Origin of the sequence: Photorhabdus africana (assembly GCF_035181445.1) — a bacterium.
Classification (GTDB): domain Bacteria; phylum Pseudomonadota; class Gammaproteobacteria; order Enterobacterales; family Enterobacteriaceae; genus Photorhabdus; species Photorhabdus laumondii.
Map to the genome: position 1 here is coordinate 179,416 of NZ_JAXBVE010000002.1, position 24,554 is coordinate 203,969.

At 43.6% G+C, this 24,554-nt stretch carries 21 protein-coding genes; 5 read left to right on the forward strand and 16 right to left on the reverse strand.

Going from position 1 to position 24,554, the window contains the following annotated elements; all coding sequences use genetic code 11:
• Positions 1-155: 155 nt before the first annotated feature.
• The 13 genes from SLS51_RS01925 to queA form a co-directional block, all read right to left on the reverse strand.
• On the reverse strand, positions 156-479 hold the full coding sequence (locus tag SLS51_RS01925) for a type II toxin-antitoxin system YafQ family toxin (protein ID WP_323834986.1): 324 nt from the start codon (positions 477-479) through the stop codon (positions 156-158).
• A complete protein-coding gene (locus SLS51_RS01930; RefSeq protein WP_011148029.1) occupies positions 451-723 on the reverse strand; it encodes a type II toxin-antitoxin system RelB/DinJ family antitoxin in 273 nt (90 codons plus the stop codon). Before SLS51_RS01930 ends, SLS51_RS01925 begins: the two co-directional genes overlap by 29 nt.
• 279 nt (positions 724-1,002) lie before the next feature.
• Positions 1,003-1,494: a phosphatidylglycerophosphatase A gene (gene pgpA / locus SLS51_RS01935; RefSeq protein ID WP_323834989.1), complete on the reverse strand. Its 492-nt coding sequence runs from the start codon at positions 1,492-1,494 to the stop codon at positions 1,003-1,005.
• Positions 1,487-2,476: a thiamine-phosphate kinase gene (gene thiL, locus SLS51_RS01940; RefSeq protein WP_323834991.1), complete on the reverse strand. Its 990-nt coding sequence runs from the start codon at positions 2,474-2,476 to the stop codon at positions 1,487-1,489. The genes pgpA and thiL overlap by 8 nt, the downstream gene beginning before the upstream one ends.
• Positions 2,477-2,576: 100 nt before the next feature.
• Positions 2,577-2,993: a transcription antitermination factor NusB gene (gene nusB / locus SLS51_RS01945; protein ID WP_088375021.1), complete on the reverse strand. Its 417-nt coding sequence runs from the start codon at positions 2,991-2,993 to the stop codon at positions 2,577-2,579.
• A 26-nt stretch (positions 2,994-3,019) separates the two neighbouring features.
• Positions 3,020-3,490 (reverse strand): 6,7-dimethyl-8-ribityllumazine synthase, encoded by a 471-nt coding sequence (gene ribH / locus SLS51_RS01950; RefSeq protein WP_011148033.1) that lies wholly within the window; start codon positions 3,488-3,490, stop codon positions 3,020-3,022.
• A 126-nt stretch (positions 3,491-3,616) separates the two neighbouring features.
• Complete coding sequence (ribD, locus tag SLS51_RS01955) at positions 3,617-4,726, reverse strand: bifunctional diaminohydroxyphosphoribosylaminopyrimidine deaminase/5-amino-6-(5-phosphoribosylamino)uracil reductase RibD (RefSeq protein ID WP_323834994.1); 1,110 nt, start codon at positions 4,724-4,726, stop codon at positions 3,617-3,619.
• 4 nt (positions 4,727-4,730) lie between these two features.
• Positions 4,731-5,180 carry a transcriptional regulator NrdR gene (gene nrdR / locus SLS51_RS01960; RefSeq protein ID WP_323834996.1) on the reverse strand — a complete coding sequence of 150 codons (450 nt, stop codon included), beginning with the start codon at positions 5,178-5,180 and terminating at the stop codon, positions 4,731-4,733.
• 115 nt (positions 5,181-5,295) lie between these two features.
• The gene (gene secF, locus SLS51_RS01965) at positions 5,296-6,264 is read right to left on the reverse strand and encodes a protein translocase subunit SecF (RefSeq protein ID WP_323834998.1); all 969 of its coding nucleotides are present in this window, start codon (positions 6,262-6,264) and stop codon (positions 5,296-5,298) included.
• Between the two features lie 10 nt (positions 6,265-6,274).
• A complete protein-coding gene (gene secD / locus SLS51_RS01970; RefSeq protein WP_323835000.1) occupies positions 6,275-8,122 on the reverse strand; it encodes a protein translocase subunit SecD in 1,848 nt (615 codons plus the stop codon).
• 27 nt (positions 8,123-8,149) lie between these two features.
• Positions 8,150-8,479, reverse strand: coding sequence for a preprotein translocase subunit YajC (yajC, locus tag SLS51_RS01975; protein WP_323835001.1), 330 nt, complete (start codon positions 8,477-8,479; stop codon positions 8,150-8,152).
• 91 nt (positions 8,480-8,570) lie between these two features.
• The gene (tgt, locus tag SLS51_RS01980) at positions 8,571-9,695 is read right to left on the reverse strand and encodes a tRNA guanosine(34) transglycosylase Tgt (RefSeq protein WP_323835003.1); all 1,125 of its coding nucleotides are present in this window, start codon (positions 9,693-9,695) and stop codon (positions 8,571-8,573) included.
• 150 nt (positions 9,696-9,845) lie between these two features.
• On the reverse strand, positions 9,846-10,913 hold the full coding sequence (gene queA / locus SLS51_RS01985; protein ID WP_323835005.1) for a tRNA preQ1(34) S-adenosylmethionine ribosyltransferase-isomerase QueA: 1,068 nt from the start codon (positions 10,911-10,913) through the stop codon (positions 9,846-9,848).
• 104 nt (positions 10,914-11,017) lie between these two features.
• On the opposite strand from queA, the gene SLS51_RS01990 reads away from it, so the two are divergent.
• The 3 genes from SLS51_RS01990 to ggt all read left to right on the forward strand — a co-directional run bounded on the left by SLS51_RS01990 (position 11,018) and on the right by ggt (position 14,482).
• Entirely contained in the window at positions 11,018-11,614 is a 597-nt protein-coding gene (locus tag SLS51_RS01990) for an acyl carrier protein phosphodiesterase (RefSeq protein ID WP_323835007.1), read from the forward strand.
• Positions 11,615-11,900: 286 nt separating this feature from the next.
• Positions 11,901-12,503 (forward strand): peroxiredoxin C, encoded by a 603-nt coding sequence (locus tag SLS51_RS01995; protein WP_011148042.1) that lies wholly within the window; start codon positions 11,901-11,903, stop codon positions 12,501-12,503.
• Between the two features lie 218 nt (positions 12,504-12,721).
• Positions 12,722-14,482, forward strand: coding sequence for a gamma-glutamyltransferase (gene ggt, locus SLS51_RS02000; protein ID WP_323835010.1), 1,761 nt, complete (start codon positions 12,722-12,724; stop codon positions 14,480-14,482).
• Between the two features lie 130 nt (positions 14,483-14,612).
• On the opposite strand, the gene brnQ is transcribed toward ggt, so the two are convergent.
• From brnQ to phoB, 3 genes are all read right to left on the reverse strand, one after another.
• Positions 14,613-15,944: a branched-chain amino acid transport system II carrier protein gene (brnQ, locus tag SLS51_RS02005; protein WP_323835039.1), complete on the reverse strand. Its 1,332-nt coding sequence runs from the start codon at positions 15,942-15,944 to the stop codon at positions 14,613-14,615.
• A 348-nt stretch (positions 15,945-16,292) separates the two neighbouring features.
• Complete coding sequence (gene phoR / locus SLS51_RS02010) at positions 16,293-17,630, reverse strand: phosphate regulon sensor histidine kinase PhoR (protein ID WP_323835012.1); 1,338 nt, start codon at positions 17,628-17,630, stop codon at positions 16,293-16,295.
• A 199-nt stretch (positions 17,631-17,829) separates the two neighbouring features.
• Complete coding sequence (gene phoB, locus SLS51_RS02015; protein WP_323835014.1) at positions 17,830-18,519, reverse strand: phosphate regulon transcriptional regulator PhoB; 690 nt, start codon at positions 18,517-18,519, stop codon at positions 17,830-17,832.
• Between the two features lie 386 nt (positions 18,520-18,905).
• Here phoB and sbcD point away from each other — a divergent pair, with 386 nt between their 5' ends.
• Together sbcD and SLS51_RS02025 are read left to right on the forward strand one after the other, a co-directional pair.
• The gene (sbcD, locus tag SLS51_RS02020; protein ID WP_323835016.1) at positions 18,906-20,141 is read left to right on the forward strand and encodes an exonuclease subunit SbcD; all 1,236 of its coding nucleotides are present in this window, start codon (positions 18,906-18,908) and stop codon (positions 20,139-20,141) included.
• The gene (locus tag SLS51_RS02025) at positions 20,138-23,824 is read left to right on the forward strand and encodes an AAA family ATPase (RefSeq protein ID WP_323835018.1); all 3,687 of its coding nucleotides are present in this window, start codon (positions 20,138-20,140) and stop codon (positions 23,822-23,824) included. The genes sbcD and SLS51_RS02025 overlap by 4 nt, the downstream gene beginning before the upstream one ends.
• Positions 23,825-24,554 lie beyond the last annotated feature (730 nt).

The window sequence follows — 24,554 nt, forward strand, 5'->3', positions numbered from 1 at the left end:
GGTTAATTTAGAAAAACTTTACTGCTGCGTCGATGACTTTTGCCAAAAATTTCTAACACTCCCTATAAACCAATACTTCTTTCATCCCTCTAAGCTTCTAATTCCTTGAAAATCTGCGTCATTGTGTCACTCAGAACTTCCACTAAATTCCTTTATCACTCGAACAATTCCGCATGTGTACCGGTTCTGACAAACTCGATTGCATTTTTCTGTTCGTCCAAAAGATAAATTAAAAGAAAATCCCCCCCAATATGACACTCTCTAAATCCAGCCCAATCTCCGATTAACTCATGATCTTTATATTCAGCTCCTAGCGGTGAATCATTAGCAATGAGGAGCATTACAACAGATTTTAATCGGTGCATGTCATAGCGCCCAGAACGGCTCAATCGTTGCCAATCTTTACCGAACTGTTTTGTATAGTCTGAGCGACGCGGAAAGCTAGCGCGCTTACTTGCCGCAGTCTTTTTCAATGTCATGAATTAAATCATCCGCATCGTTAAAACGTGCATTCATTGAGCTTCTCGCCTCATTCATAGCCTCAACAGTAACTCTGTTAGGGATTTTCTTGATCTCGAAAGGTAGCGCCTTTTCTTTGGCCACCATCGTTACAGCAATGCGTAGAAAGTCAGACATTTTAATCCCAATAGCAGCTAAAACATCGGTTGCCTCTTGCTTAATTGCTGGGTCTATACGTGTGCGAACATAAGTTTCAGTACCCATTTAATACCTCGTACATGCTGATTTTTGTAGTACAATCGTAGTCCTAATTTTGATATTAGGCAATCTTAGCCCAGAGAAGAACATGCTGAAGTATAAAGCAAAAAATGAGTCCCTCTTTAAGGGGCATTATACAGTCTGTCTGCTAACCAATTATATTTTGCACTATGCCACGCTGACATCTCATAGAATCCAAGGCAACGATATTACCTTTCAGTGGCAATCTGTTCAGGCGTTCGGGAATTGTAGTAATTTCATTAGACTTTCCATCTACACCACACCTCAAAAAATCAAAATCTGATAAAACGCCAGTAACCAAACAATTACGAAAGAAAATCCAGCAGCGATTACATCATCCAACATGATGCCTAATCCACCATGAACATAGCGATCAAACCAGCGAATTGGCCACGGTTTCCACATATCCAGAATACGGAACACTATAAAACCGGTCAAAACCCACTGCCAGTTAACCACAGGGATTGCCATCAATGTGATCCACATACCGATAAATTCGTCCCAGACAATACTACCGTGGTCATGAACTTTCATATCATCAGAAGTACGCTGGCAAATCATTATGCCGAAAAACATCCCGACAATAATAACCAACCAGCAAATCCATTCCGGAAACTGAATCAGTAATAACCAGAATGGAATAGCCGCTGCCGATCCCATTGTCCCCGGCACGACCGGCGACAGCCCACTACCAAAACCTGTCGCTAATAGATGCCAGGGATTACTCATCCGTAAACGGCGCTTTGCCTTATCCATGTGCTTCCTCGGTAATAAAGTGATCGAACCCTTTCAGATCTAATTTAATCTCTTTATTATTGCTGTAATAACGTATACCCTCTGATTCCACCATAATCTGTCCAACACAGCTAAAACCAGCACCGGTATGCGCCAACGCAATTTCCAACGCACCACGATTCCTCTCTGGGACAGTAAAACACAATTCATAGTCCTCACCACCACTCAAAGCCCACATCAAAGCTTGTTGTGGTTCAACGTACTGTTTCATTGCATCAGAGTAAGGAAGCGCATCCAGATTTATTCTGGCGCCACATCGGCTGGCTTTCAGAATGTGACTTAAATCAGAAATCAAACCATCAGACAAATCAATTGCTGATGTTGCCAAGCCACGTAGTGCTTGCCCTTGTAAAATACGGGGTTGCGGCCTGAGATGGCGTTGAACCAACCAGTTGTAGGATATCGGATCAGAAATTTGCAGACGGCTTTGTAACAGGGCCAAACCCGCCGCACTATCACCCAACGATCCACTCACATAAATCCAATCGCCATTTTTTGCACCAGTACGCCGTAACGCTCTGCCTGCGGGAACCAAACCATGAATCGTCAACGTCAGACTCATCGGACCTCGGGTAGTGTCACCACCAATAAGCTGCATACCGTAATAACGCAACTGCTCGAACAGACTGTCACTGAAACCACTCAGCCAGCGTTCATCCACTGCCGGTAATGTTAACGCCAATGAAAGCCAGGCAGGATCAGCGCCGACTGCGGCCAGATCACTCAGATTCACAGCGAGAGATTTGTAAGCTAAATCTTCAGGGGAGATATCAGGTAAAAAATGAACGCCTGAAACTAAGGTATCTGTACTAACCGCCAATTGTTGTTTATCGGCCAGTGTCATCAGTGCGCAGTCATCACCAATACCTAAATTTACATCGCGCCGGTTAATCTCCTGGCGATCAAAATAACGTGCAATGAGGTCAAATTCGCCACATGCCATAATAAAATCCCAAAAAGTTACTGATGATCATGAACATAAGGCCGGTATCCCGGCCTTACAAATCATCGTCCACGGTGGGAAAAACCCGACAAGCAGTAGCTTATCTTTTTCTGCGTACTGCCGGACCAGATTTATCCAATACTCCGTTCACGAATTTGTGACTATCTTCAGCACCGAAGACTTTCGCCAATTCGATAGCTTCGTTAATAGCCACTTTATAAGGGACATCATCACGATAACTTAGTTCAAACATAGCAATACGCAAAATGGCTTTTTCTACCTGACCTAACTCTTCGAGCTGACGGGAAAGATAAGGAGCCATCAAAGCATCCAGCTTAACTGCATTCACAGCTACTCCTGACAGCAATTCACGAAAATAGGTTACGTCAACACCAGTGACGTCCTGCTCCGACAGAAACTGTAATTCAACATCAGCAATGCTATTGCCAGATAATTGCCATGAATATATAGCCTGAACAGCGCACTCACGAGCACGACGACGAGCAGCAGGTTTCACAAGATTCCCCTTAATTAAAACTAAAATCAGCCTTTAATGGCATTAATTACATTGACCATTTCCAGCGCGGTTAATGCAGCTTCCGCACCTTTATTACCCGCTTTGGTTCCAGCACGCTCAATCGCCTGTTCAATGCTTTCTGTGGTCAGAACACCAAACGCTACTGGGATTTCACTAGCCATCGCTACACTAGACAGACCAGAACTGCATTCACCAGCAACGTATTCAAAATGAGCGGTACCACCACGGATAACTGTACCTAGCGCGACAACAGCGTCATATTTTTGGGTTTCGACCAATGTCTTCACTGTCAATGGCAACTCGTAAGCACCAGGAACCCAGACAACAGTGATATTCTCTGAGGCAACCTGACCGATACGCTCAAGCGCATCTACCGCGCCTCCTAACAGACTGTCATTAATGAAGTTGTTAAAACGTGCAATAGCAATCGCCACACGGGCTTGTGGAGCTGCAACAACACCTTTGATTACGTTCATAGCCTTCCTTCCATCTGTTCATATCCGCAGGGGGGCGGATTCTATCATATTCTTTCGTTAGCTGCGCCTGCCGATTTAGCTGCAGAGCATAAAAACAGGCAAGCTAACCCACACTCACATATTCAGTCAGTATACAGGCCGCAGACGCAGACGAAGATCAGGCCCAACCTGCTGTACATCAAAAATGTCAAATTCCGGCGCCTCTGCCAGATTCTTGAGTTCAGGAATAGTGAACAAACCACAAGCCGTATCACCTAGCACTTTTGGCGCAACATAAAGAACCAATTCATCCACCAACCCTAAAGTTAGCAATGCCCCCGCCAGCAATGCCCCACACTCAGTCCAAACCGTGTTGATCTGGCGCTTACCCAGCTGCATCATCAATGACACCAAATCTACCCCAATACCATGAGCAGGTAACACTATCTGTTCTACATTTTCAGATAAGTCATGTTCATCTGCTTTAGTGCGAGCCAGCCAACAATAACCGGGCTGCTGTATGACCTGATGCTGAGGGCTAACACGATTCTGACTGTCAACAATAACACGTACCGGTTGACAAAGATTTTCCTCGGGATAAACCGCCTGAATTTCTGCGTCCAATTCACTCCAACGAACTGTCAAGTGAGGATCATCAGCTAAAACAGTGCTACTGGAACTCAGAATCACGCTACATTGAGCACGGAATTTTTGCACATCACAGCGAGCTTGCGGTGATGTAATCCATTTACTTTCACCAGAAGCTAATGCCGTTCGGCCGTCGAGAGAAGAAGCCATCTTCAACTGAATATATGGAAACCCGGTCCGCATCCGCTTCAAAAACCCCCGGTTAAGAGATTCAGCTTCCTCCATCATCAGCCCATGTTCTACTGCAATACCAGCCTGTTGCAGCTTATAAAGCCCCCTTCCTGCTACCTGTGGATTAGGATCCTGCATCGCCGCAACCACACGGCTAACGCCAGCCGCAATCAACGCATCGGCACAAGGCGGTGTTTTACCGTGATGGCTGCATGGCTCAAGCGTGACATAAACAGTGGCGCCTTTAGCTTTATCTCCGGCTATCCGTAAAGCGTGAACCTCAGCATGCGGCTCACCAGAACGTAAATGAAAACCTTCCCCAACAATTTGTCCATCACGCACAATCACACAACCAACGTTAGGATTAGGTGACGTGGTAAAGCGCCCTTGACGCGCCAATTCCAAAGCGCGCGCCATATATTTTTTATCGTTATTCACTGGCTCAACCTTGTAATCTAGCAATCTCTTCGCCAAATTCGCGAATATCTTCAAAGCTGCGATAGACAGAAGCAAAACGGATATAGGCGACTTTATCCAATTTCTTCAATTCATCCATGACCAGATTACCAATCATTTTGGATGGAACTTCCCGCTCACCGGTAGCACGTAACTGAGATTTAATATGGCTAATCGCCATTTCTACATCATCAGAACTGACCGGGCGCTTCTCCAGTGCTTTTTGCATACCACGGCGCAATTTTTCTTCATCGAACGGCTCTCGGATATCGTCACTTTTTATTACTCTAGGCATAACCAGCTCAGCCATTTCAAAAGTGGTGAATCGTTCATGACACTCAAGACACTGGCGCCGTCGGCGCACCTGCGAGCCATCCCCTACCAAACGAGAGTCAATCACTTTGGTATCAACAGCAGCACAAAATGGGCAATGCATATCGTTTCCTGATGGTTAATCCGAACTAAATTTACAGTTTATCCTTAATCTGAATAAAAAACACCCTGTCAGCCGGATACTCACAGGGTGTTTGAACAGCATCAAGGCAGAATAATTAAGGCAATAAAGATGGCTGATCAGCCCCTTCCTTCTCAACTTTTTGCTGGATCATGTGTTCACGCTTCATACCCAGTTTCAACGCTAAAGCAGAAGCAACATAGATAGAAGATATCGTACCGATAGAAACACCAATTAACATCGCTAGTGAGAAACCCTTCAACATCGCGCCACCGAAAATATACAACATCAGCACCACCAGTAAGGTAGTCGCGGACGTCATGATTGTACGGCTCAATGTTTGCGTCAGAGAGACGTTCATAATTTCATACGACGTACCACGACGGATCTTACGGAAATTCTCACGGATACGGTCAGAAACCACGATACTGTCATTCAATGAGTAACCGATAACCGACATCAGCGATGCCACAATGGTCAGGTCAATCTCAATATAGAACAGTGACAGAACCCCTAGCGTGATGATGACATCATGGGCAAGCGCAAGAACCGCACCCAATGCTAAACGCCATTCAAAACGGAATCCAACATAAATCAAGATACAGATAAGCGCCGCCAGCAACGCCATTGCACCATCTTGGGCGAGCTCAGCACCGACACTCGGCCCAACAATTTCAATACGATTAACACTCGCATCTTTATCAATGGTGTCATTAATGACTTTAATAACCTTTTTACCCAGCTCCTCATTAGCCGCACCCGTAACTGGTGGCATACGCACCATTACATCGCGGCTACTACCGAAATTTTGCAACAGCGGATCTTCAAAGCCCGCTTTTGCCAGGTTATCACGCATCTTATCCAAATCAGCAGATTGACTGAGTTTGATTTCGATTACCGTACCACCGGTAAAATCGAGTCCCCAGCTAAACCCGCGAGTTGCCATCACAAAAACAGAAGCTACCAACAGCAGCAACGAAATTCCGAAAGCAACGTTGTCCCAGCGCATAAAGTCATAGACTCTGCGACCGTAGTTCAATTGTTCAACAGTATAATCCTGTGCCACAACGTGCTCCTTAAATTGACAGCTTCTTAATACGCTTACCGCCGTATAGCAGGTTGACGATCCCGCGAGTACCTACAATAGCGGTGAACATAGAAGTCACGACACCAATTGACGTTGTTATCGCAAAGCCTTTAATTGACCCGGTACCAACAGCATAAAGGATGACCGCCGTAATCAACGTGGTCAAGTTAGCATCAATAATACTGGAGAAAGCCCCTTTATAACCTTCATGTATCGCTTGTTGTACTGTCCGGCCATTACGCAACTCTTCTTTGATACGTTCGTTGATCAGCACATTCGCATCAACCGCCACCGCCAGCGTTAGCACAATACCCGCGATCCCCGGCATGGTTAACGTCGCCCCTGGTAACAGAGACATGATACCAACAATCAGCACCAGGTTAGCCAACAACGCACTGCTCGCAATCACACCGAATTTGCGATAATAAATCACCATAAACAGAATTGATGCAATTAAGCCCCACAGACAAGCCTCTAAACCTTGTTCAATGTTTTGCAGACCAAGGGTTGGCCCAATGGTGCGTTCTTCTACAATCTGAATCGGCGCAATCAGAGCACCCGCACGCAACAGTAAAGATAACTGACGCGCTTCGGTTGCGTTGGAAAGGCCCGTGATACGGAAACTGTTCCCCAGACGAGTCTGAATATTCGCAATGTTAATCACTTCTTCATGTTTAACTAACACCGACCGACCATTAGCATCTTTCTTACCGCTGTCTTTATATTCCACAAACAATGTCGCCATTGGCTTACCAACATTGTCTTTGGTGAAATTAGACATTGCTGTGCCACCGGCACTGTCCAGTGAAATACTCACCTGTGGATTACCATATTCATCGGTATCCGGGATGGAATCTGTAATGTGATCACCGGTCAGAATAACACGTTTATATAACACAACCGGATTACCATCACGGGCGCTCTTCACCTCAGAATCACCCGGCACACGGCCTGATGCAGCTGCGGTAGAGTCAATACCGGTATTGACCAGACGGAACTCCAACGTTGCTGTCGCACCAAGAATCTCTTTTGCACGAGCAGTATCCTGAATACCCGGTAATTCAACCACGATACGGTCAGCGCCCTGACGCTGAACCAATGGTTCAGCCACACCCAGTTGATTAACACGGTTACGCAGAATGGTGATGTTCTGCTGCACCGCATAAGAGCGGGCTTCGCGCTGACGTTCATCACTCATCACCGCTTTCAGAGTATTATTGCTTCCAATACTGAAAACTAAATCACGGTGACGACCAGTAAGATAGTTTTCCGCCTCAGACCGCGCTTTTTCATCACGGAAGCGGATTTCTACACCGTAATTATCAATTTTACGGGCAGTGGAATAAGGAATGCCTTTTTCACGCAAATCAGTGCGCAAGCCATCAATATTCTGCTCTTGCAGTTTGCCTAATGCGGTTTCCATATCCACTTCCATTAGGAAGTGCACCCCACCTCGCAGATCAAGACCCAGTTTCATTGGTTCGGCACCAACCTTACTTAACCAAGTTGGTGTTGCTGGCGCCAGGTTCAATGCCACTACGTACTGATCACCTAATGTGGACATCAATACTTCACGGGCACGAAGCTGAATATCGGAATTATCGAAACGAGCAAGAATCGCACCATTTTCCAGTGCAATAGATTTACTCGCGATTTGATTTTTTTCTAAAACATTATGGACTTGGACCAGCGTTTGCTCACTGGCGGCAATACCTCGCGCGCCAGTGATTTGTACAGCCGGATCCTCACCATAAAGGTTGGGAAGTGCATAAAGCAAACCGATGAGGATCGCAGCGATCAGCATCAGATACTTCCACAAAGGATAACGGTTTAGCACGGCAGTTCCCTTCGGGAAAATCAGAAATTACAGAGCCTTCATTGTACCTTTCGGTAAAACGGCAGCGACGAAATCACGTTTAATGGTCACTTCAGTAGTGTCATTCAGTGCTACAACGACATAACCCGTGTCGGAAACTTTAGTGACACGACCAATCAAACCACCGTTGGTCATCACCTCATCACCTTTGGAAATAGAATCCATCAGCTTTCTGTGTTCTTTAGTACGTTTCTGTTGTGGACGCAGGATCATGAAATAGAAAATCAAGCCGAAAACGACCAGCATGATGATCAAAGAATATGGGCTTCCCTGAGCCGGTGCGCCAGCAGATGCTGCTGCTTCAGAAATAATACTCATTAAACTTCCCTCATTGTTATCAAATTCAATAGTAATCAAAAACCAACCGCAATATGCTATACACACTGAAACCAGTCAATCACCACTTAAGTCAAATACTTAATGCCGGAACGGGTTTACCAATCCGTTGATAAAAATCTTCAACAAACTGTTCAAGATTACCTTCCTCGATGGCTTGACGGATCTTAGCCATCAGGCGCTGATAATACCGCAAATTATGGATAGTATTCAGCCTTGCACCGAGAATTTCGTTACAACGGTCAAGATGATGCAAATATGCCCGACTATAATTTCGACAAGTATAACAGTCACACTGCTCATCTAGTGGCGAAGTATCCTCTTTATGTTTGGCATTACGGATTTTAATCACACCATCGGTCACAAAAAGATGACCATTACGGGCATTACGGGTTGGCATCACGCAATCGAACATATCAATACCGCGACGAACCCCTTCCACCAAATCCTCTGGTTTTCCTACCCCCATCAGATAGCGCGGTTTGTCTTGCGGGATTTGCGGACAGACATGTTCAAGAATGCGGTGCATATCCTCTTTAGGCTCCCCTACCGCCAGACCACCTACAGCGTATCCATCAAAACCAATCTCTACCAGACCTTTTACTGAGATGTCACGTAAATCTTCATAAATGCTTCCCTGAATAATACCAAACAAAGCATTTTTATTCTGTAGCTCATCAAAACGCTTACGACTACGCGCAGCCCAACGTAAGGACATCTCCATCGAACATTTCGCATAATCCCAATCAGCAGGATATGGCGTACATTCATCAAAAATCATGACAATATCAGAACCCAAGTCATACTGGATTTCCATCGATTTTTCTGGGCTGAGGAAAATCGGCGTACCATTAATTGGGTTACGGAAATGTACACCTTCCTCTTTGATTTTACGCATTGCGCCAAGGCTGAATACCTGAAAACCGCCTGAGTCCGTCAAAATTGGACCATGCCACTGCATAAATCCATGCAAATCACCATGAAGTTTCATGATTTCCTGCCCTGGACGCAGCCACAGATGGAAAGTATTGCCAAGCAGGATCTGCGCACCGGTTTCTTTCACTTCTTCCGGCGTCATTCCTTTTACTGTGCCATAAGTCCCAACCGGCATAAATGCTGGCGTTTCCACCACGCCACGCTCAAAAATCAGACGACCACGACGGGCTTGACCGTCGGTAGTTTGTAATTCAAATTTCACTTAACCTCCAAGCATCAGATAAACAGTCCAATGCTGTTGTTTAAAACCAGACAAAGTTGAAATTTACCGTTGAACTGAGATATTCACATAGCCCTATTTACAACAACTTCAACAATATATTCCAGTCAATGCCATAATCATTACATTGAATTAAGAAATCTTTTCCTTGCAAGCGAAGGGATTACGACGAATAAACATAGCATCACCGTAACTAAAGAAACGATATTTTTCTGCAACCGCCTCTTTATAGGCATTCATCGTATTTTTATAACCCGCAAACGCAGAAACCAGCATAATAAGTGTCGATTCCGGCAAATGGAAATTAGTAATCAACGCATCCACAACCTGATATTCAAAACCCGGATAGATAAAAATTTGCGTGTCATTAAAAAATGGCGCAATTAACCCATCCTGACAGGCTTTTGCGGCACTTTCCAGCGATCGAACTGACGTTGTACCAACGGCAACAACTTTGTTACCTCGCGCCTTACATGCCAGCACAGCATCAACCACATCCTGTGGCACTTCTGCATACTCAGCATGCATCATATGGTCTTCAATGGTCTCTACCCGCACAGGCTGGAAAGTACCCGCCCCAACATGCAATGTCACAAAAACCATTTCCACGCCCTTTTTACGCAGCGCTTCCAATAATGGCTCATCAAAATGAAGACCGGCCGTTGGTGCAGCTACTGCTCCGGGCCGTTCACTGTATACAGTTTGGTACAACTCACGGTCTGCCTCTTCATCAGGACGATTAATATAAGGCGGCAAAGGCATATGACCTATGTCATCCAAAATAGACAACACATCACGTTCATCATCAAAACGTATTTCGAACAGGGTATCATGGCGGGCCAACATGGTTGCTTTAAGACTTTCATTGTCACCCAATAACAATTCAGTCCCCACTTTTGGCGCTTTGGAAGCACGCACATGTGCAAGTACCCGCTTATCATCCAACACCCTTTCAACCAGCACTTCCAACTTACCGCCCGTGGCTTTTCGGCCGAAAATACGCGCAGGTATGACACGGGTATTATTGAAAACCAGCAAATCTCCGGCATTCAGCTTATCGAGAACATCCGTAAAAATACCATGCGTTAATGCCCCCGATTCACCATCAAGCGAGAGCAAACGGCAGCCACTGCGTTGCGGTTGAGGGTAATGAGCAATCATTTCGTCAGGAAGTTCAAAAGTAAAATCGGAGACACGCATTATATTTAATCATTCAGAAAAACAAGCGGACTAGTCTAGTGCCGCGGCCCTAAGGGTGCAACAAATAAGCACATAACTTCGCGGATTTATATTATAATCACCAAATGAATTTTCTCGCTCACCTTCATTTAGCTACTCTGGCTGACAGTTCCCTACTAGGAAATCTGCTGGCAGATTTTGTACGCGGTAATCCAGAGGGACAATACAGTGCTGATGTGGTTGCAGGTATTCGTATGCATCGGCGTGTTGACGTATTAACAGATACCCATCCACTGGTTATTCAAGCCCGTCATTTATTCAGTAATTCATATCGACGGGTTGCGCCGATTACTTTGGATATTATCTGGGATCACTTCCTCTCCTTGAATTGGGATAAACTGGTTCCCACCTACTCATTACCGGCATTTATTCTCCATGCTCGTAGTCAGATTGAACCTCATCTTTATTACACTCCCGAAAAATTTCAGGAGCTAAATGAATTTTTATGGCCGCAAAACTGGCTAATCCGCTATGCAGATCTTGCATTTATCGCAGATGTATTAACAGGCATGGCCCGAAGGCATCCCAAATTATCAGCTTTATCTGGATCATTTCAGGATATAGAACAACATTACGCTGATTTCGAAGCACTATTCTGGCAATTTTATCCCTATATGATGGAAAAAGCAGAAAATAAGGATTTTTACTGCTTACCCCAATAGACGTTTATGTTCAAAATATCACCTTCATTTAATACACTCCGTAGAACTCCCCCTTTCTAGCTAATACAACCTGTGTCAGACTGAGCAAATATGCACCACAGCTTATGAAGCAAGCAGTCTCATCCAAGCACGCAGAAAGACATGACAGTAAAGAAAATAAAAATAAGGTATTGATAGGTAAAATCTATTGCAAAGATTAGTATTTTATCCTTTATTGGTGTACGCTAATTCCTTATTCTATATCCAATTTTTACATAAACCCCGTTCAAAACTACAGGAGTAACTCATGGTTCTGGTAACTCGTCAAGCCCCTGACTTTACAGCAGCAGCGGTCCTCGGCAACGGCGAAATAGTTGGGAATTTCAACCTGAAAAAACACCTAAATGGTAAACCTGCTGTTATCTTTTTCTGGCCAATGGACTTTACTTTCGTATGCCCTTCTGAGCTGATCGCATTTGACCACCGCTACGAAGAGTTCAAAAAGCGCGGTGTGGAAGTTATAGGTGTTTCTTTTGATTCTGAATTCGTCCACAACGCATGGCGTAAAACTCCTGTCGATCAAGGTGGTATTGGCGAAGTTAAATATGCAATGGTTGCTGATACTAAACGCGAGATTCAAAAATCCTACGGCATTGAGCACCCAGAAGCGGGTGTTGCTCTGCGCGGCTCTTTCCTGATCGACAAAAACGGCGTGGTTCGTCATCAAGTCGTTAACGATCTGCCTCTGGGCCGTAACATTGACGAAATGCTGCGTATGGTTGACGCACTGCAATTCCATGAAGAGCACGGCGATGTCTGCCCGGCACAGTGGGAAAAAGGTAAAGAAGGCATGAGTGCTTCTCCAGATGGCGTAGCTAAATACCTGTCTCAAAACGCGGCTAAACTATAACCTTAGGTATTACCCATAATGAAACCAGCCGGTTATTCCGGCTGGTTTTTTTTCACTGAAATTCCTCATTTTGCCACCTTGCGCACAAAAACCCCTCTTCTCGATAACTATCACCACTTACAATTAAATTTACAATTGTTTAACATTAAAATCAGTGTAAATAAAACAAGTCATTACACCGACAAAAATAACCTCGCCAAAAGACAGGAGCTTACAACATGTTGAAAACATGGAAAACACCACTGGTAATAATACCCCTGCTCGTTTCATCCCACCTTTATGCCGCTTCGGAACCGGCTGTTGAAGCCAAAAATGGTATGGTCGTTTCAGCCCAACATCTTGCTTCACAAGTTGGCGTGGATATCCTCAAAATGGGTGGAAATGCGGTTGATGCAGCGGTTGCTGTTGGCTATGCCCAAGCCGTTGTCAATCCATGTTGTGGCAATATCGGTGGTGGTGGCTTTATGACAATTCATTTAGCCGATGGTACCGATACTTTTATTAACTTCCGCGAAACCGCGCCAAGCGCAGCAAGTGCCGATATGTATCTGGATAAAGAAGGTAATGTTATTAAAGGAGCCAGTTTATATGGCTACCGCGCGGCCGGTGTGCCCGGAACGGTGATGGGGTTAGACAGCACCCTAAAAAAATATGGCAAATTGAGCCGTGAACAAGTTATGACACCTGCAATTAAGCTGGCACGAGAAGGCTTTATACTAACCCGTGCAGATACCGATATTCTGGACACCACAATCAAGCGTTTCCGCAAAGATCCAGAAGCAGCTCGTATCTTCCTACGCAAAGATGGCTCTCCTTATCAACCGGGAGATAGATTAATACAAACCGATCTGGCAAATACGTTAGAGTTAATTGCTAAAAAAGGGCAAGACGCTTTTTATCACGGAAATATTCCTAAACTGGTCGCCGAAGCCGCTAAAAAATCCGGCGGCATTATTACCGAAGCCGATTTTGCCAATTATAAAATTTCAGAAACAACCCCCGTCACCTGTAACTATCGCGGTTATAAATTTATCTCTTCCCCGCCACCGAGTTCAGGCGGAGTAACCATGTGTGAAATTCTGAATATTTTGGAAGGTTATAACCTCAAAGAAATGGGATTCAACTCGGCTAATTATATTCACACATTGACAGAAGCCATGCGCCATGCCTACATGGACAGAAATACTTATCTTGGTGATCCAGAATTTGTTAAAAATCCCATCGATCGCTTACTGAGTAAACAGTATGCTGAATCTCTCCGTAAAAAAATAGAGCCAGGTAAAGCAACATTATCGGAGAATGTTAAGCCAAGTATTGGACCTCATGAGAAACCAGAAACCACACACTATTCCATTGTCGACAAAGAAGGTAATGCAGTTTCAACGACCTATACTATCAATGGACTTTTTGGTGCTGTCGTCATCGCCCCCGGAACAGGTTTCTTTCTCAATGATGAAATGGATGATTTCACCACTAAAATTGGTGAAAAGAATCTTTATGGTCTCATTCAAGGTGCGACTAACTCTATTGCCCCCGGTAAGCGCCCACTATCCTCAATGAGCCCGACACTTGTCACAAAAGACAATAAGACATTCCTTGTTCTGGGCTCACCCGGCGGCTCCCGTATTATCTCTATTACCCTGCAAACCGCCTTAAACATTATTGATCACGGTATGTCTCCTCAAGAAGCGGTCAATAGCCCCCGTATTCATCACCAATGGTTACCCGATGAGGTTTATTATGAGCAACGTGGTATTTCTAAAGACTCGTTGAATTTGCTAGAAAAAATGGGATATAAAATGGTGGAGCAGATACCGTGGGGCGCGGCTGAAGTGATTATGGTTGGTTTACCTAAAACCACTAGCACTTCAGCTAAGTCTTCAGGCAATGATGCCACCGTATCTGGTCAAGTTCGTGAAAACCATCTTTATGGTGCCAATGATGTCCGACGCCCGGCTGGTGCGGCTATTGGCTACTAATGACCAACAGCTAAAAAAATAGCTAATCTGTGTAGGCAATATCGGGATGGGATATCCTTTTTTCAGGAATCCCATCCCATGCTTTCCCTGAACATCTGACGATGGCAAACAGTCAGAGAAACAAACATCATCACTGATGCATTTGAGTCTCACGGGTACCTGAACGCCCTAAAACACGGTCATAAATACCAGCCACAACTAAAACCAACAGGGATGGTGCTAGCCAAGCCAATCCTTGATCCGCCAGTGGTAAACGCGTTGCCCAGTTTGGTAACAAATAAACTAATACTTCGGATGACTTAATCGCATCCAAAATACCAAATATCAGACTAACTAACATTACCGGAGCCAAAATACGAGTAAAATTGTGCCACCAGCACAGCGTAAAACTCAACACAATCAGAACGATACAAGGTGGATAAATAGCTGTCAGTACCGGTATGGAAATCTTAATCAAATGACTCAAACCAAGGTTAGAAGTCAACATGGAGAATCCTCCAAGGATCAGAACCAATGAACGATAAGACAGGGGCAAATAACGGCTGAAAAACTCAGCACATGCACAAGTTAATCCAACCGCAGTCACCATACAGGCAACAAAAATCAGCACAGCCAGGAAAACACTGCCAACACCACCAAAAGTATGATGAACATAGGCATGCAAAATGACCGCACCATTTTCTGCATGAGGCACTAACGATCCACTGCCAGCCCCCAACTTGAACAGGGAAAGATAAACCAGTATCAGACCAAAGCCGGCAATAAAACCTGCCCACATTGCATAACGAGTTAATAATGAAGATGAGGCAACGCCTCTTGAACGCGCAGCGTTAACAATAACAATCCCAAACACCATCGCTCCCAGCGTATCCATCGTCAGATAACCATTGACGAAACCACTGGAGAATGGGATTTGCTGATAAATATCAATAGCTGGAATTGAATCACCGGCTGGCCAAAGTAAAGCAGCAACACCAAGTATACCTAACGCCAACATCTTGATGGGTGCTAACACATGCCCGACAGTATCAAGCAAACGGCCTGGGTAAAGGGAAACAGCAATCACCAGAACAAAATAAACAAGACTGTAGATAAACAGAGGTAACTCACCGGTACTGGTAAGCGGGGCGATGCCTACTTCAAAAGAGACCGTTGCAGTCCGTGGGATAGCGAATAAAGGGCCAACAGCCAAATAACAAACTGTCGCCAGCAACAAACCAGCAACTTTACCAATAGGTGAACTCAGCTCTTCAATACCACCGCCAACTTTTGCCAATGCGATAATTGTAATGACGGGTAAACCAACCGCAGTCGCTAGAAAGCCTAGTGCTGCTAACCAAACATATTCACCTGATTGTAACCCCACCATAGGGGGAAAAATAATATTTCCCGCCCCGACAAACAGAGCAAAAGTCATAAACCCTAATGCCCAAATATCCTTAGATGATAAACGATGTGTCATAATGATTATTAATGTTTTATTACCATATTTAATGGCCTGAATAATATAAATATCATCAATAGTTAAGCATATTGACAATATTGAACCCTAATTTAACGATTTATTATCAAAATAATATTCACTAGGTATCTGTTGAAGACAGATTATAGTGACCATGATAGATAGAATCGCCAGCAACTGCCCACAAGTAAAACTTTTATAGTGCCAGAAGGCAATAGATAAACCAGAATGCAGAAGTATATGCCGTACTCTTTTTCAAAACTAGTGATTGCTGTTAGCTATCATTGAATAAGCACTATATGATTTGCGTTTTTTTTAACCTGAAAAAATAATAATCAATTACCAAGATTAATTATTACTGTTAATCAAACTATTCCTATCTCTTCTGCTGATTATTTTGACAGGTACAATCAATCCTGCCGGCAAAGTAAAACTAAAGCTCGTCCCTTTGCCTATTTCGCTGGAAACTTTAAGATGAGAATGGTGATGATGTAAGGCATGTTTAACAATCGCAAGACCGAGACCACTTCCTCCAGTTTGTCTGGAACGCGCTTTATCTACTCGATAAAAACGTTCGGTCAAACGAGGTAGATGTTCAGCACTGATACCTTGCCCATTATCTTTCACGGTAAATTCAGCGCCATGGGAATTCTTTTTCCAACTGACATCAATTTGAGTCCCTTTCGGAGTATGGTTAACCGCGTTATAAACCAAATTCGACATTGCACTGCGAAGCAGCTCTTCATTACCGAACACTTTTAGATCTTCACCAATATCAAAATTAATCTTATAACATTCATTACCTAGCGCAATGGCTTCCTGACGCAATACTTTAAGCATCAAAGGCACATCAACGACTTCATTCATATCAATTTGGGGAGCGACTTCAATTTTAGACAGTTGCAACAATTGTTTCACCAAACCCTCCAGCCTCCGGGTTTGCTCCTGCATCGTATTCAGCACTTTCTTATTTAGCACACTATCCTCTGCCTGATCCTGCATCACTTCCAAATAACCCTGCAAGACGGTTAGAGGGGTACGCATTTCATGACTAACATTGGCAAAAAAGTCACGACGGGCATTTTCCAGTGTGCGCTTCTGAGTCACATCTCTGGCAACCATTAAGAACTGCCCCTCAGAATAAGGCATCACCCGGAACTCAACAGCGAACCCATTATTTAATTCAATGGACAAAGGACGCGAAAAATCCCGGGAAAGGATATATCGGCTAAAATCAGGGTAGCGGAGTAAATTAAAAATATGCTGTCCATTGTCTTCAGGCCAACGAAAACCGAGTAAATGTTGTGCTAAACGGTTACACCAGAAAATATTACCTTCCGTTGTCATCATCACAATAGCATCGGGTAATGATTCCGCCCCGCTACGAAACCGTTTGATCAACAGCACCAGCTCACGACGCCGTTTTCGATTCCGTTGCTGCATCTGGTGAATACCATAGAAAATTGGCTCCCACCCTCCTCTCCCCGACGGTGGCAACATACTGCGATCCAACCATAGCCAATTCGAAAGTTTCAGCAAGTTATAACCATGCCATATCAGCACCAAAAATACCGAAACCAATAAACACCAGGACAAATGACCAATAAATATCGACAGAATTAACGCAGGCAAACAAAAGAGAAACAGTTCTGAAACCAGTTTTTTCCAAGATAAACGTTCTAACACGTTAGATTCTCCGGTGCGTGGACTTACTACCTATCCCAATAGGCTATTTTATTTGTCCTTCTTTGCCATAAAGAGCGAACCTGGGCAGTGCTCAAAATCCTCACGTACTACGTGTACGCTCCGGTTTTTCCGCGCTGTCCGTGTTCTCTGTTCATTTATAAGTACGGCCTGCAACAATTACGCCTATTGGAATAGGCATTTAGTAACGGGTAGAAAAACGATAGCCCGAACCACGAACGGTCTGCACCATTTTATCATGGCCGCCAATCTCTAATACTTTACGTAAACGGAGAATATGAACATCAACAGTTCTATCTTCAACATAAACATTTGCTCCCCAAACATAATTAAGCAACTGTTCACGGCTATAGACTCGCTCAGGGTGAGTCATAAAGAAGTGCAGCAATTTAAATTCCGTCGGCCCCATATCCAGTGCTTTATCCTGGCTGGTCACCCGATGGGACGTTGAATCCAAAACCAAGCCATCCATTTCGATGATATTTTCCATGGCCATCGGTGAAATACGCCGTAATACCGCTTTAACTCTGGCAACCAACTCCTTAGGAGAGAAAGGCTTAGTGATATAGTCATCAGCCCCAACTTCGAGGCCACGCACCCTATCTTCCTCTTCACCACGGGCAGTCAACATCATCACCGGAATATCGCGAATATTATTATTCCGTCTCATCTGCTTAATTATCTGCAAACCAGAACCACCGGGGAGCATCCAATCCAATAACACTAAATCAGGATAGGGTTCAGATAAACATGCCAACGCAGAATCATAATCCTCTGCTTCTACCGGCTGATACCCGTTTTTCTCCAGAATAAAACAGACCATCTCACGAATCGGAGCTTCATCTTCAACTACCAGAATGCGTCTTGCCATGATTAGTCCCGTTAATATATTGAGATATACCTGTCATCTTTCAAGTTGCCTCTTTGTTGGCTGCACTCGCTCACCCCGGTCACATAGTTTGCTATGCTCCCGGGGATTCACTCCCTTGCCGCCGCGATTCATCTTGAAATCCATAGGGTATAAACGCTACTTAGTTTGAAAAAGCATTATGCGTCAGTTTTATGACAAATTTATGAAATCCTGCCTTGGTTATCCTCTATCTGCAATCGATTTCGCAATAATTAATTTAACAATTGTCATATTTCATAATGAATGCGAAGCCGCTCGTAGATATATTCACGAAATCAGATTTCAAAGCGACATCCAGAATATAACGATTATAATCATGCTTCACTTTAACCAATGACGGCGAAAATATGCGTATTATTCACACTTCGGACTGGCATCTTGGCCAATATTTTTTTACAAAAAGCCGGGCTGCTGAACATCAACATTTTCTGCGCTGGCTGATTAAACAGATTGAACATTATCAGGTCGATGCATTAATTGTTGCCGGAGATGTATTTGACACGGGTTCACCGCCTAGCTATGCCCGTGAACTATATAATCGCTTTGTCGTTGAACTACAACCGACCGGTTGTCAGTTAATTAGCCTTGGTGGTAACCATGATTCAGTAGCAACATTAAATGAATCAAAAGAGCTCCTTTCCTGCCTAAATACCACCGTTATTGCTCACGCAGAAAAAGATCAACAAAAACAGATAAAAGTACTCACAACCAAACAAAGCAATGCCGGTGCAATTCTTTGTGCAATCCCTTTTCTGCGGCCAAGAGATATTATGATCAGCCAGGCTGGTCAGTCAGGAGAACAAAAACAGCTCGTATTACAAGAAGCTATTGCAGAACACTATTATCGACTCTATCAGCAAGCGTGTGAATTACGTGATGAATTGAATTTACCCTTACCTATCATTGCCACCGGGCATCTGACGACCGTTGGCGCCACTGTTACAGATTCGGTGCGAGATATTTATATTGGTACATTGGATGCCTTCCCTGCGCAGGCTTTCCCACCGGTAGACTATCTTGCGCTTGGGCATATTCACCGGCCACAAATAGTGGCTAAATCTGAGCATATTCGCTACAGCGGCTCCCCTATTCCTCTTAGTTTCGATGAAGTCGAGCAAGAGAAAAGTGTTTGTTTGGTGGAATTTACCCAAGACAAACTGGAATCCATCAAGCTTTTACCCATTCCGCAATATCAGCCCATGCAACTCATCAAGGGCAACCTACAACAAATTGAACAACAGTTGCAAACTTTTAATGACTATCAAGGAGAGCAACCCGTCTGGCTGGATATTGAAGTTGCAACCCAAGATTACCTCCATGATATCCAGAAAAGGATTCGATCAATGGTTGCCGAGCTTCCTGTCGAAATCATTCTGCTACGACGTAGTAAAACACAGCAACAAAATAGGCTAGCACAAGAAAACAGAGAAACTCTGACAGAACTTAGCGTTAACGAGGTTTTTGCCCGACGGCTTGCACAATCAGCACTCGAAGATGAAGAACATAAAAAACGTCTGACCACCCTTTTCGAACAAACACTGAACGATATCTATCAGGCTAAAAACAAGGAAGAGCAGGCATGAAGATTTTGAGTCTACGGCTAAAAAACATTAATTCATTACAAGGTGAATGGAAAATTGATTTCACGGCAGAGCCGTTTGCCAGCAGTGGTCTGTTCGCAATAACCGGTCCTACTGGCGCGGGTAAAACCACCTTATTGGATGCGATCTGCCTTGCGCTTTATCACGAAACCCCACGCTTGACGATTTCTACCTCACAAAATGAGCTGATGACCCGACACACTGCGGAATCATTGGCTGAAGTGGAGTTTGAAGTGAAAGGTGTCGCTTACCGTGCTTTCTGGAGCCAACGGCGAGCACGTAATCAACCCAATGGCAATTTGCAAGCCCCTAAAGTGGAACTCGCCCTTAGCAGCAGTGGTAAAATTCTGGCCGATAAAATCCAAGATAAGAAAGAAAAAATCATTGAAATTACTGGATTAGATTACGGCCGTTTCACCAAATCCATATTGCTATCTCAAGGAGATTTCGCGGCTTTCCTCAATGCTCAGCCAAACGAACGGGCTGATTTATTGGAAGAGTTAACCGGCACTGAAATTTACGGAATTTTATCCCAACAAATTTACCAACAACATAAACAAGCACAGTCAGCGCTGGATATTCTGCAAGCCAAAGCATCTGCCATTGATTTGCTAACGGCAGAGCAGTATCAACAATATCTGGAACAACAGCAACAACTCACCCATGCAGAATCACAACTCAATCAGCAGATAAAAACATTGCAACATTCAGCGCAATGGCTGACACGTGAAGAAGAACTTGAACAACTCGTCACTGAAAATAACGCGACCTTACAGCAGGCAGAAAAAGCGCTTACTCATGCAGAGCCGCAACTGCAAAAACTGGCTAACAGTGAACCCGCAGAAACACTGCGCCCATTGCTGGATGATAAAAACCGAACACAATATGAACATCAGAGAACCAGCAAACAGTTGGAAGAGATGCATCAGCAACTTCATCAACAACAACAGACGCTCACGCCAATACAGCAAAAGGTGGCTCATGCCGATTCTGCCAGAGCAGAGTATCAACAACACCGGCAACAACAAGAAAAGCTGATAACAGAACAGGTGATTCCATTAGATCATCAAATTGTGGTACAGATTAAAGAGCTCGATCTTACTCAGCAACAAATCAACGAGCAGAAAACTGCGCTTGAAACCCGTTGTCAACAATATGACACAGCAAATCAGCGCGCCCTATCATTCAGCAATCAAAGAAAACAACTGGAAAACTATTTTGAGCAACAACCTTATCATCAATATTTCGGTGAAAAACTGGCTTTTTGGCAAAACCAATTCTCTCAGTGGCAAGAACACCAACAACAAATTGATCACCAAACGCAAAAAGTTGGCAAGCTCACTGCCGAAATCACGCAACTTAACAATAACCTGAACAAACAAGGGGAAGACTTAAAACAACAGATTGAAAATAACCAACCGTTGGAACTGGCATTTGAGCAGGCCAGGCAACAATTTTCTACTCTGCAAAAACAATATTCGCCGGAGAAATTAAAAAAACAATTAACTGAATATCAGGAACAGCTACCGCTGCAACATAAACTGGAAATCCTGTCGCCACAAATCTTGCAATTACAAGCCACTATTGCCAATCACCATATTCGCTTACAACAACCGGAAAAATTATTAAAGGAACTTCCTGTTCAAATTAAATCCATCGATAAACAACTCTCAGATAAACAGCAACATTTAGCCGATCTTACTCAACGTATTCAGTTAGAACAAAAGATTGTCAGTCTGGAAAAAGAGCGGGCACAGCTCAAAGAAGGTTCTCCTTGCCCCCTATGCGGTGCTGAACATCATCCTGCAATTCAGGCTTATCAAAAGATTGAACTGCCAAAATCAGAACAACGGTTAAAAGATTTACGCCAGCAATTTGAAGCACTGCAAACCACTAAAATATCATTGGTCAATAAAAAAGAGTTCCAACAGCAACAATACGACCATATTTTGCAAGAAATTGCTGATGCTGAACCACGATTGAATATATTAACGCAACAATGGCAGGAAACTTGCGCAACATTACAGATCGAAATTTCTCTTTCAGATAAACCTGCTCTTGAACTATTTGTGCAACAAAACCAATCTGCTCATCGGCTTTGCCAAACTCAATTAACCGAATTTGAACTGACAGAAAAAACGTACCAGAAAACAGAAAAAACAGTGACCGCTCATCAAGAACACATTAAAGAAATTGAACGAAATATTGAACTGAGTAAGCATCAACACAATGTACTGAAAAAACAGTTATCTGAATTGCAACCAGAGATACAACAACAGCAATGTAAGCTAACTGATGTCATCGAAAAAATGACATCAGAATTACAGCAGTATGATTTATCACTGCCAATGCTGAATGAGAGTGAAAACTGGCTACAACAACGTAGAAAAGAGTGGCAGGTATATCAAAACTGTCATGAAAACTGGCAACAGCTCCAAAAAGAAGAGGCGGTTGTCCAAAATCAGATTGAATCATTGCATAAACAGAAAGAAGAATATGTCTCCCGTTTAAATGGGCTTAGTCAAACAGCTCAACAACAGAAACAGCAACTCGCAGAGACACAACAACAGCGCCAACAACTATTTGGTGAACAATCCGTTACGGCAATCACTCAGGCATTACAACAACAATCTCAAAAGCTGGAGGAAATGCACAAACAGGCATTGTCACATCTGCAACAGGCGCAATCCAGTATTAGCCAACTGACCGGCGCCATGAATGAGACAGAAAAAAACTGTAACCAGTCTGAGCAACAAAAACAGCAGGCAGAACAAAACTTCAATGCCGCGTTAGCAAAGAGCCCATTTGCCGATCAGCATGCCCTTGAAGCAGCACTATTATCGCAAGAGCAACGTAAGGAATTACGACACCTCAAAGAACAACTTGAACAACAGCAGATACAAGCCAGCGCCCTATGCCGGAAAGCAGCCGAAACTCTGCAACAACATCAGAAAAATCGCCCTAAATTACTTGATCAATATACAAAATCACAACTGACCGAACAGTTGAAAAACGTTACTGATGAGCTAAAAAGAAACACCTTACAACAAGGAGAACTGAAAAACCTGCTTGATAATGATGCAATACGCCGTCAACAGCAAAAATCCTTATTGGAAGAGATCTGCCATTGCCGACAAAATTATGATGACTGGAGTTATCTTAATAACCTGATTGGTTCGGCTGATGGTGCTAAATTCCGTCGCTTTGCTCAAGGATTAACACTGGATCATTTGGTTCATCTCGCCAATCAACGGCTAAAAAAATTGCACGGACGCTACGACTTGCAACGTAAAAACAGTGATGGCCTTGAACTGCAAGTGGTTGATACCTGGCAAGCCGACGCTATTCGTGATACCAAAACGCTTTCTGGTGGTGAAAGTTTTCTGGTCAGCCTTGCTCTGGCTTTAGCACTATCTGATTTAGTCAGCAATAAAACCAGTATTGATTCACTATTCCTAGACGAAGGCTTTGGCACACTTGATCCAGAAACCCTTGATATTGCTCTTGACGCGCTGGATCATTTAAATGCTTCCGGTAAAACCATTGGCGTTATCAGCCACATCGAAGCCATGAAAGAACGGATACCTGTACAGATTAAGGTAAAAAAAATTAATGGGCTTGGGATAAGTAAACTCTCACCTGAGTTTCGTTATGATAAACAATAGCGGAAAGCAATAAACAGTATTTCCAAAGTGAATTGAATACCGCCATCTTTTCCTCGAAAGGCACTCCCGCCAACATTAAGGCGGGAAGGAAATTTCGACAAGGCATTACTTGTTGGTTTTGAATGTACTGTGTGACTTGCTCCTGCCAAAATACATCAAGAAGCAAGAACGCCCAACGAAATGACCGCGCTTCGAGCGGTTTACTAATGCTAAAAGCGCGTTTTACTCACAATTAGCATTCAGGTGGGAGAAGTCCACAGGTTTTGTTAAAAGACGATGGCTTTAATGGGTAACGGGTTTAACAGGTTTAACAGGTTTAACAGGTTTAACAGGTTTAACAGGTTTAACAGGTTTAACAGGTTTAACAGGTTTAACAGGTTAATAACTCATAAGCCGTTGACACCCCCTTTTAAAAAATAAAGTTTCTTTCATCATATAAAACCTCAGGTAACTTATTATCTATTGATTGACTTTTTCTAATAACACCTTATTTTCATCATCGATAGTAAAAGGTTTGTTAGATTAATAATCCAGAAAGGTGATAATGGTTAATCGAGTATTTAAGCGTAAAGCGAAAACAAATTATAAAACCGTCATTCCGCACCGTATTTCTGATTTCAAAATAGTGTGATCTTACACAGGTTTTTTGTATTGATGACATCGGTGGGGTTGACGGTAATCGCCAATTTTGATCTATTACTTTTATTTGCCGGAAAGCGAATATGTCCAC

Coding starts and splice junctions, on each gene's coding strand:
- sbcD (WP_323835016.1), top strand. CDS start 18,906: ATGCGTATTATTCACACTTCGGACTGGCATCTTGGCCAATATTTTTTT.
- SLS51_RS01930 (WP_011148029.1), bottom strand. CDS start 723: ATGGGTACTGAAACTTATGTTCGCACACGTATAGACCCAGCAATTAAG.
- SLS51_RS02025 (WP_323835018.1), top strand. CDS start 20,138: ATGAAGATTTTGAGTCTACGGCTAAAAAACATTAATTCATTACAAGGT.
- phoB (WP_323835014.1), bottom strand. CDS start 18,519: ATGGCAAGACGCATTCTGGTAGTTGAAGATGAAGCTCCGATTCGTGAG.
- pgpA (WP_323834989.1), bottom strand. CDS start 1,494: ATGGATAAGGCAAAGCGCCGTTTACGGATGAGTAATCCCTGGCATCTA.
- SLS51_RS01995 (WP_011148042.1), top strand. CDS start 11,901: ATGGTTCTGGTAACTCGTCAAGCCCCTGACTTTACAGCAGCAGCGGTC.
- ribH (WP_011148033.1), bottom strand. CDS start 3,490: ATGAACGTAATCAAAGGTGTTGTTGCAGCTCCACAAGCCCGTGTGGCG.
- ggt (WP_323835010.1), top strand. CDS start 12,722: ATGTTGAAAACATGGAAAACACCACTGGTAATAATACCCCTGCTCGTT.
- nrdR (WP_323834996.1), bottom strand. CDS start 5,180: ATGCATTGCCCATTTTGTGCTGCTGTTGATACCAAAGTGATTGACTCT.
- thiL (WP_323834991.1), bottom strand. CDS start 2,476: ATGGCATGTGGCGAATTTGACCTCATTGCACGTTATTTTGATCGCCAG.
- SLS51_RS01925 (WP_323834986.1), bottom strand. CDS start 479: ATGACATTGAAAAAGACTGCGGCAAGTAAGCGCGCTAGCTTTCCGCGT.
- SLS51_RS01990 (WP_323835007.1), top strand. CDS start 11,018: ATGAATTTTCTCGCTCACCTTCATTTAGCTACTCTGGCTGACAGTTCC.
- queA (WP_323835005.1), bottom strand. CDS start 10,913: ATGCGTGTCTCCGATTTTACTTTTGAACTTCCTGACGAAATGATTGCT.
- brnQ (WP_323835039.1), bottom strand. CDS start 15,944: ATGACACATCGTTTATCATCTAAGGATATTTGGGCATTAGGGTTTATG.
- yajC (WP_323835001.1), bottom strand. CDS start 8,479: ATGAGTATTATTTCTGAAGCAGCAGCATCTGCTGGCGCACCGGCTCAG.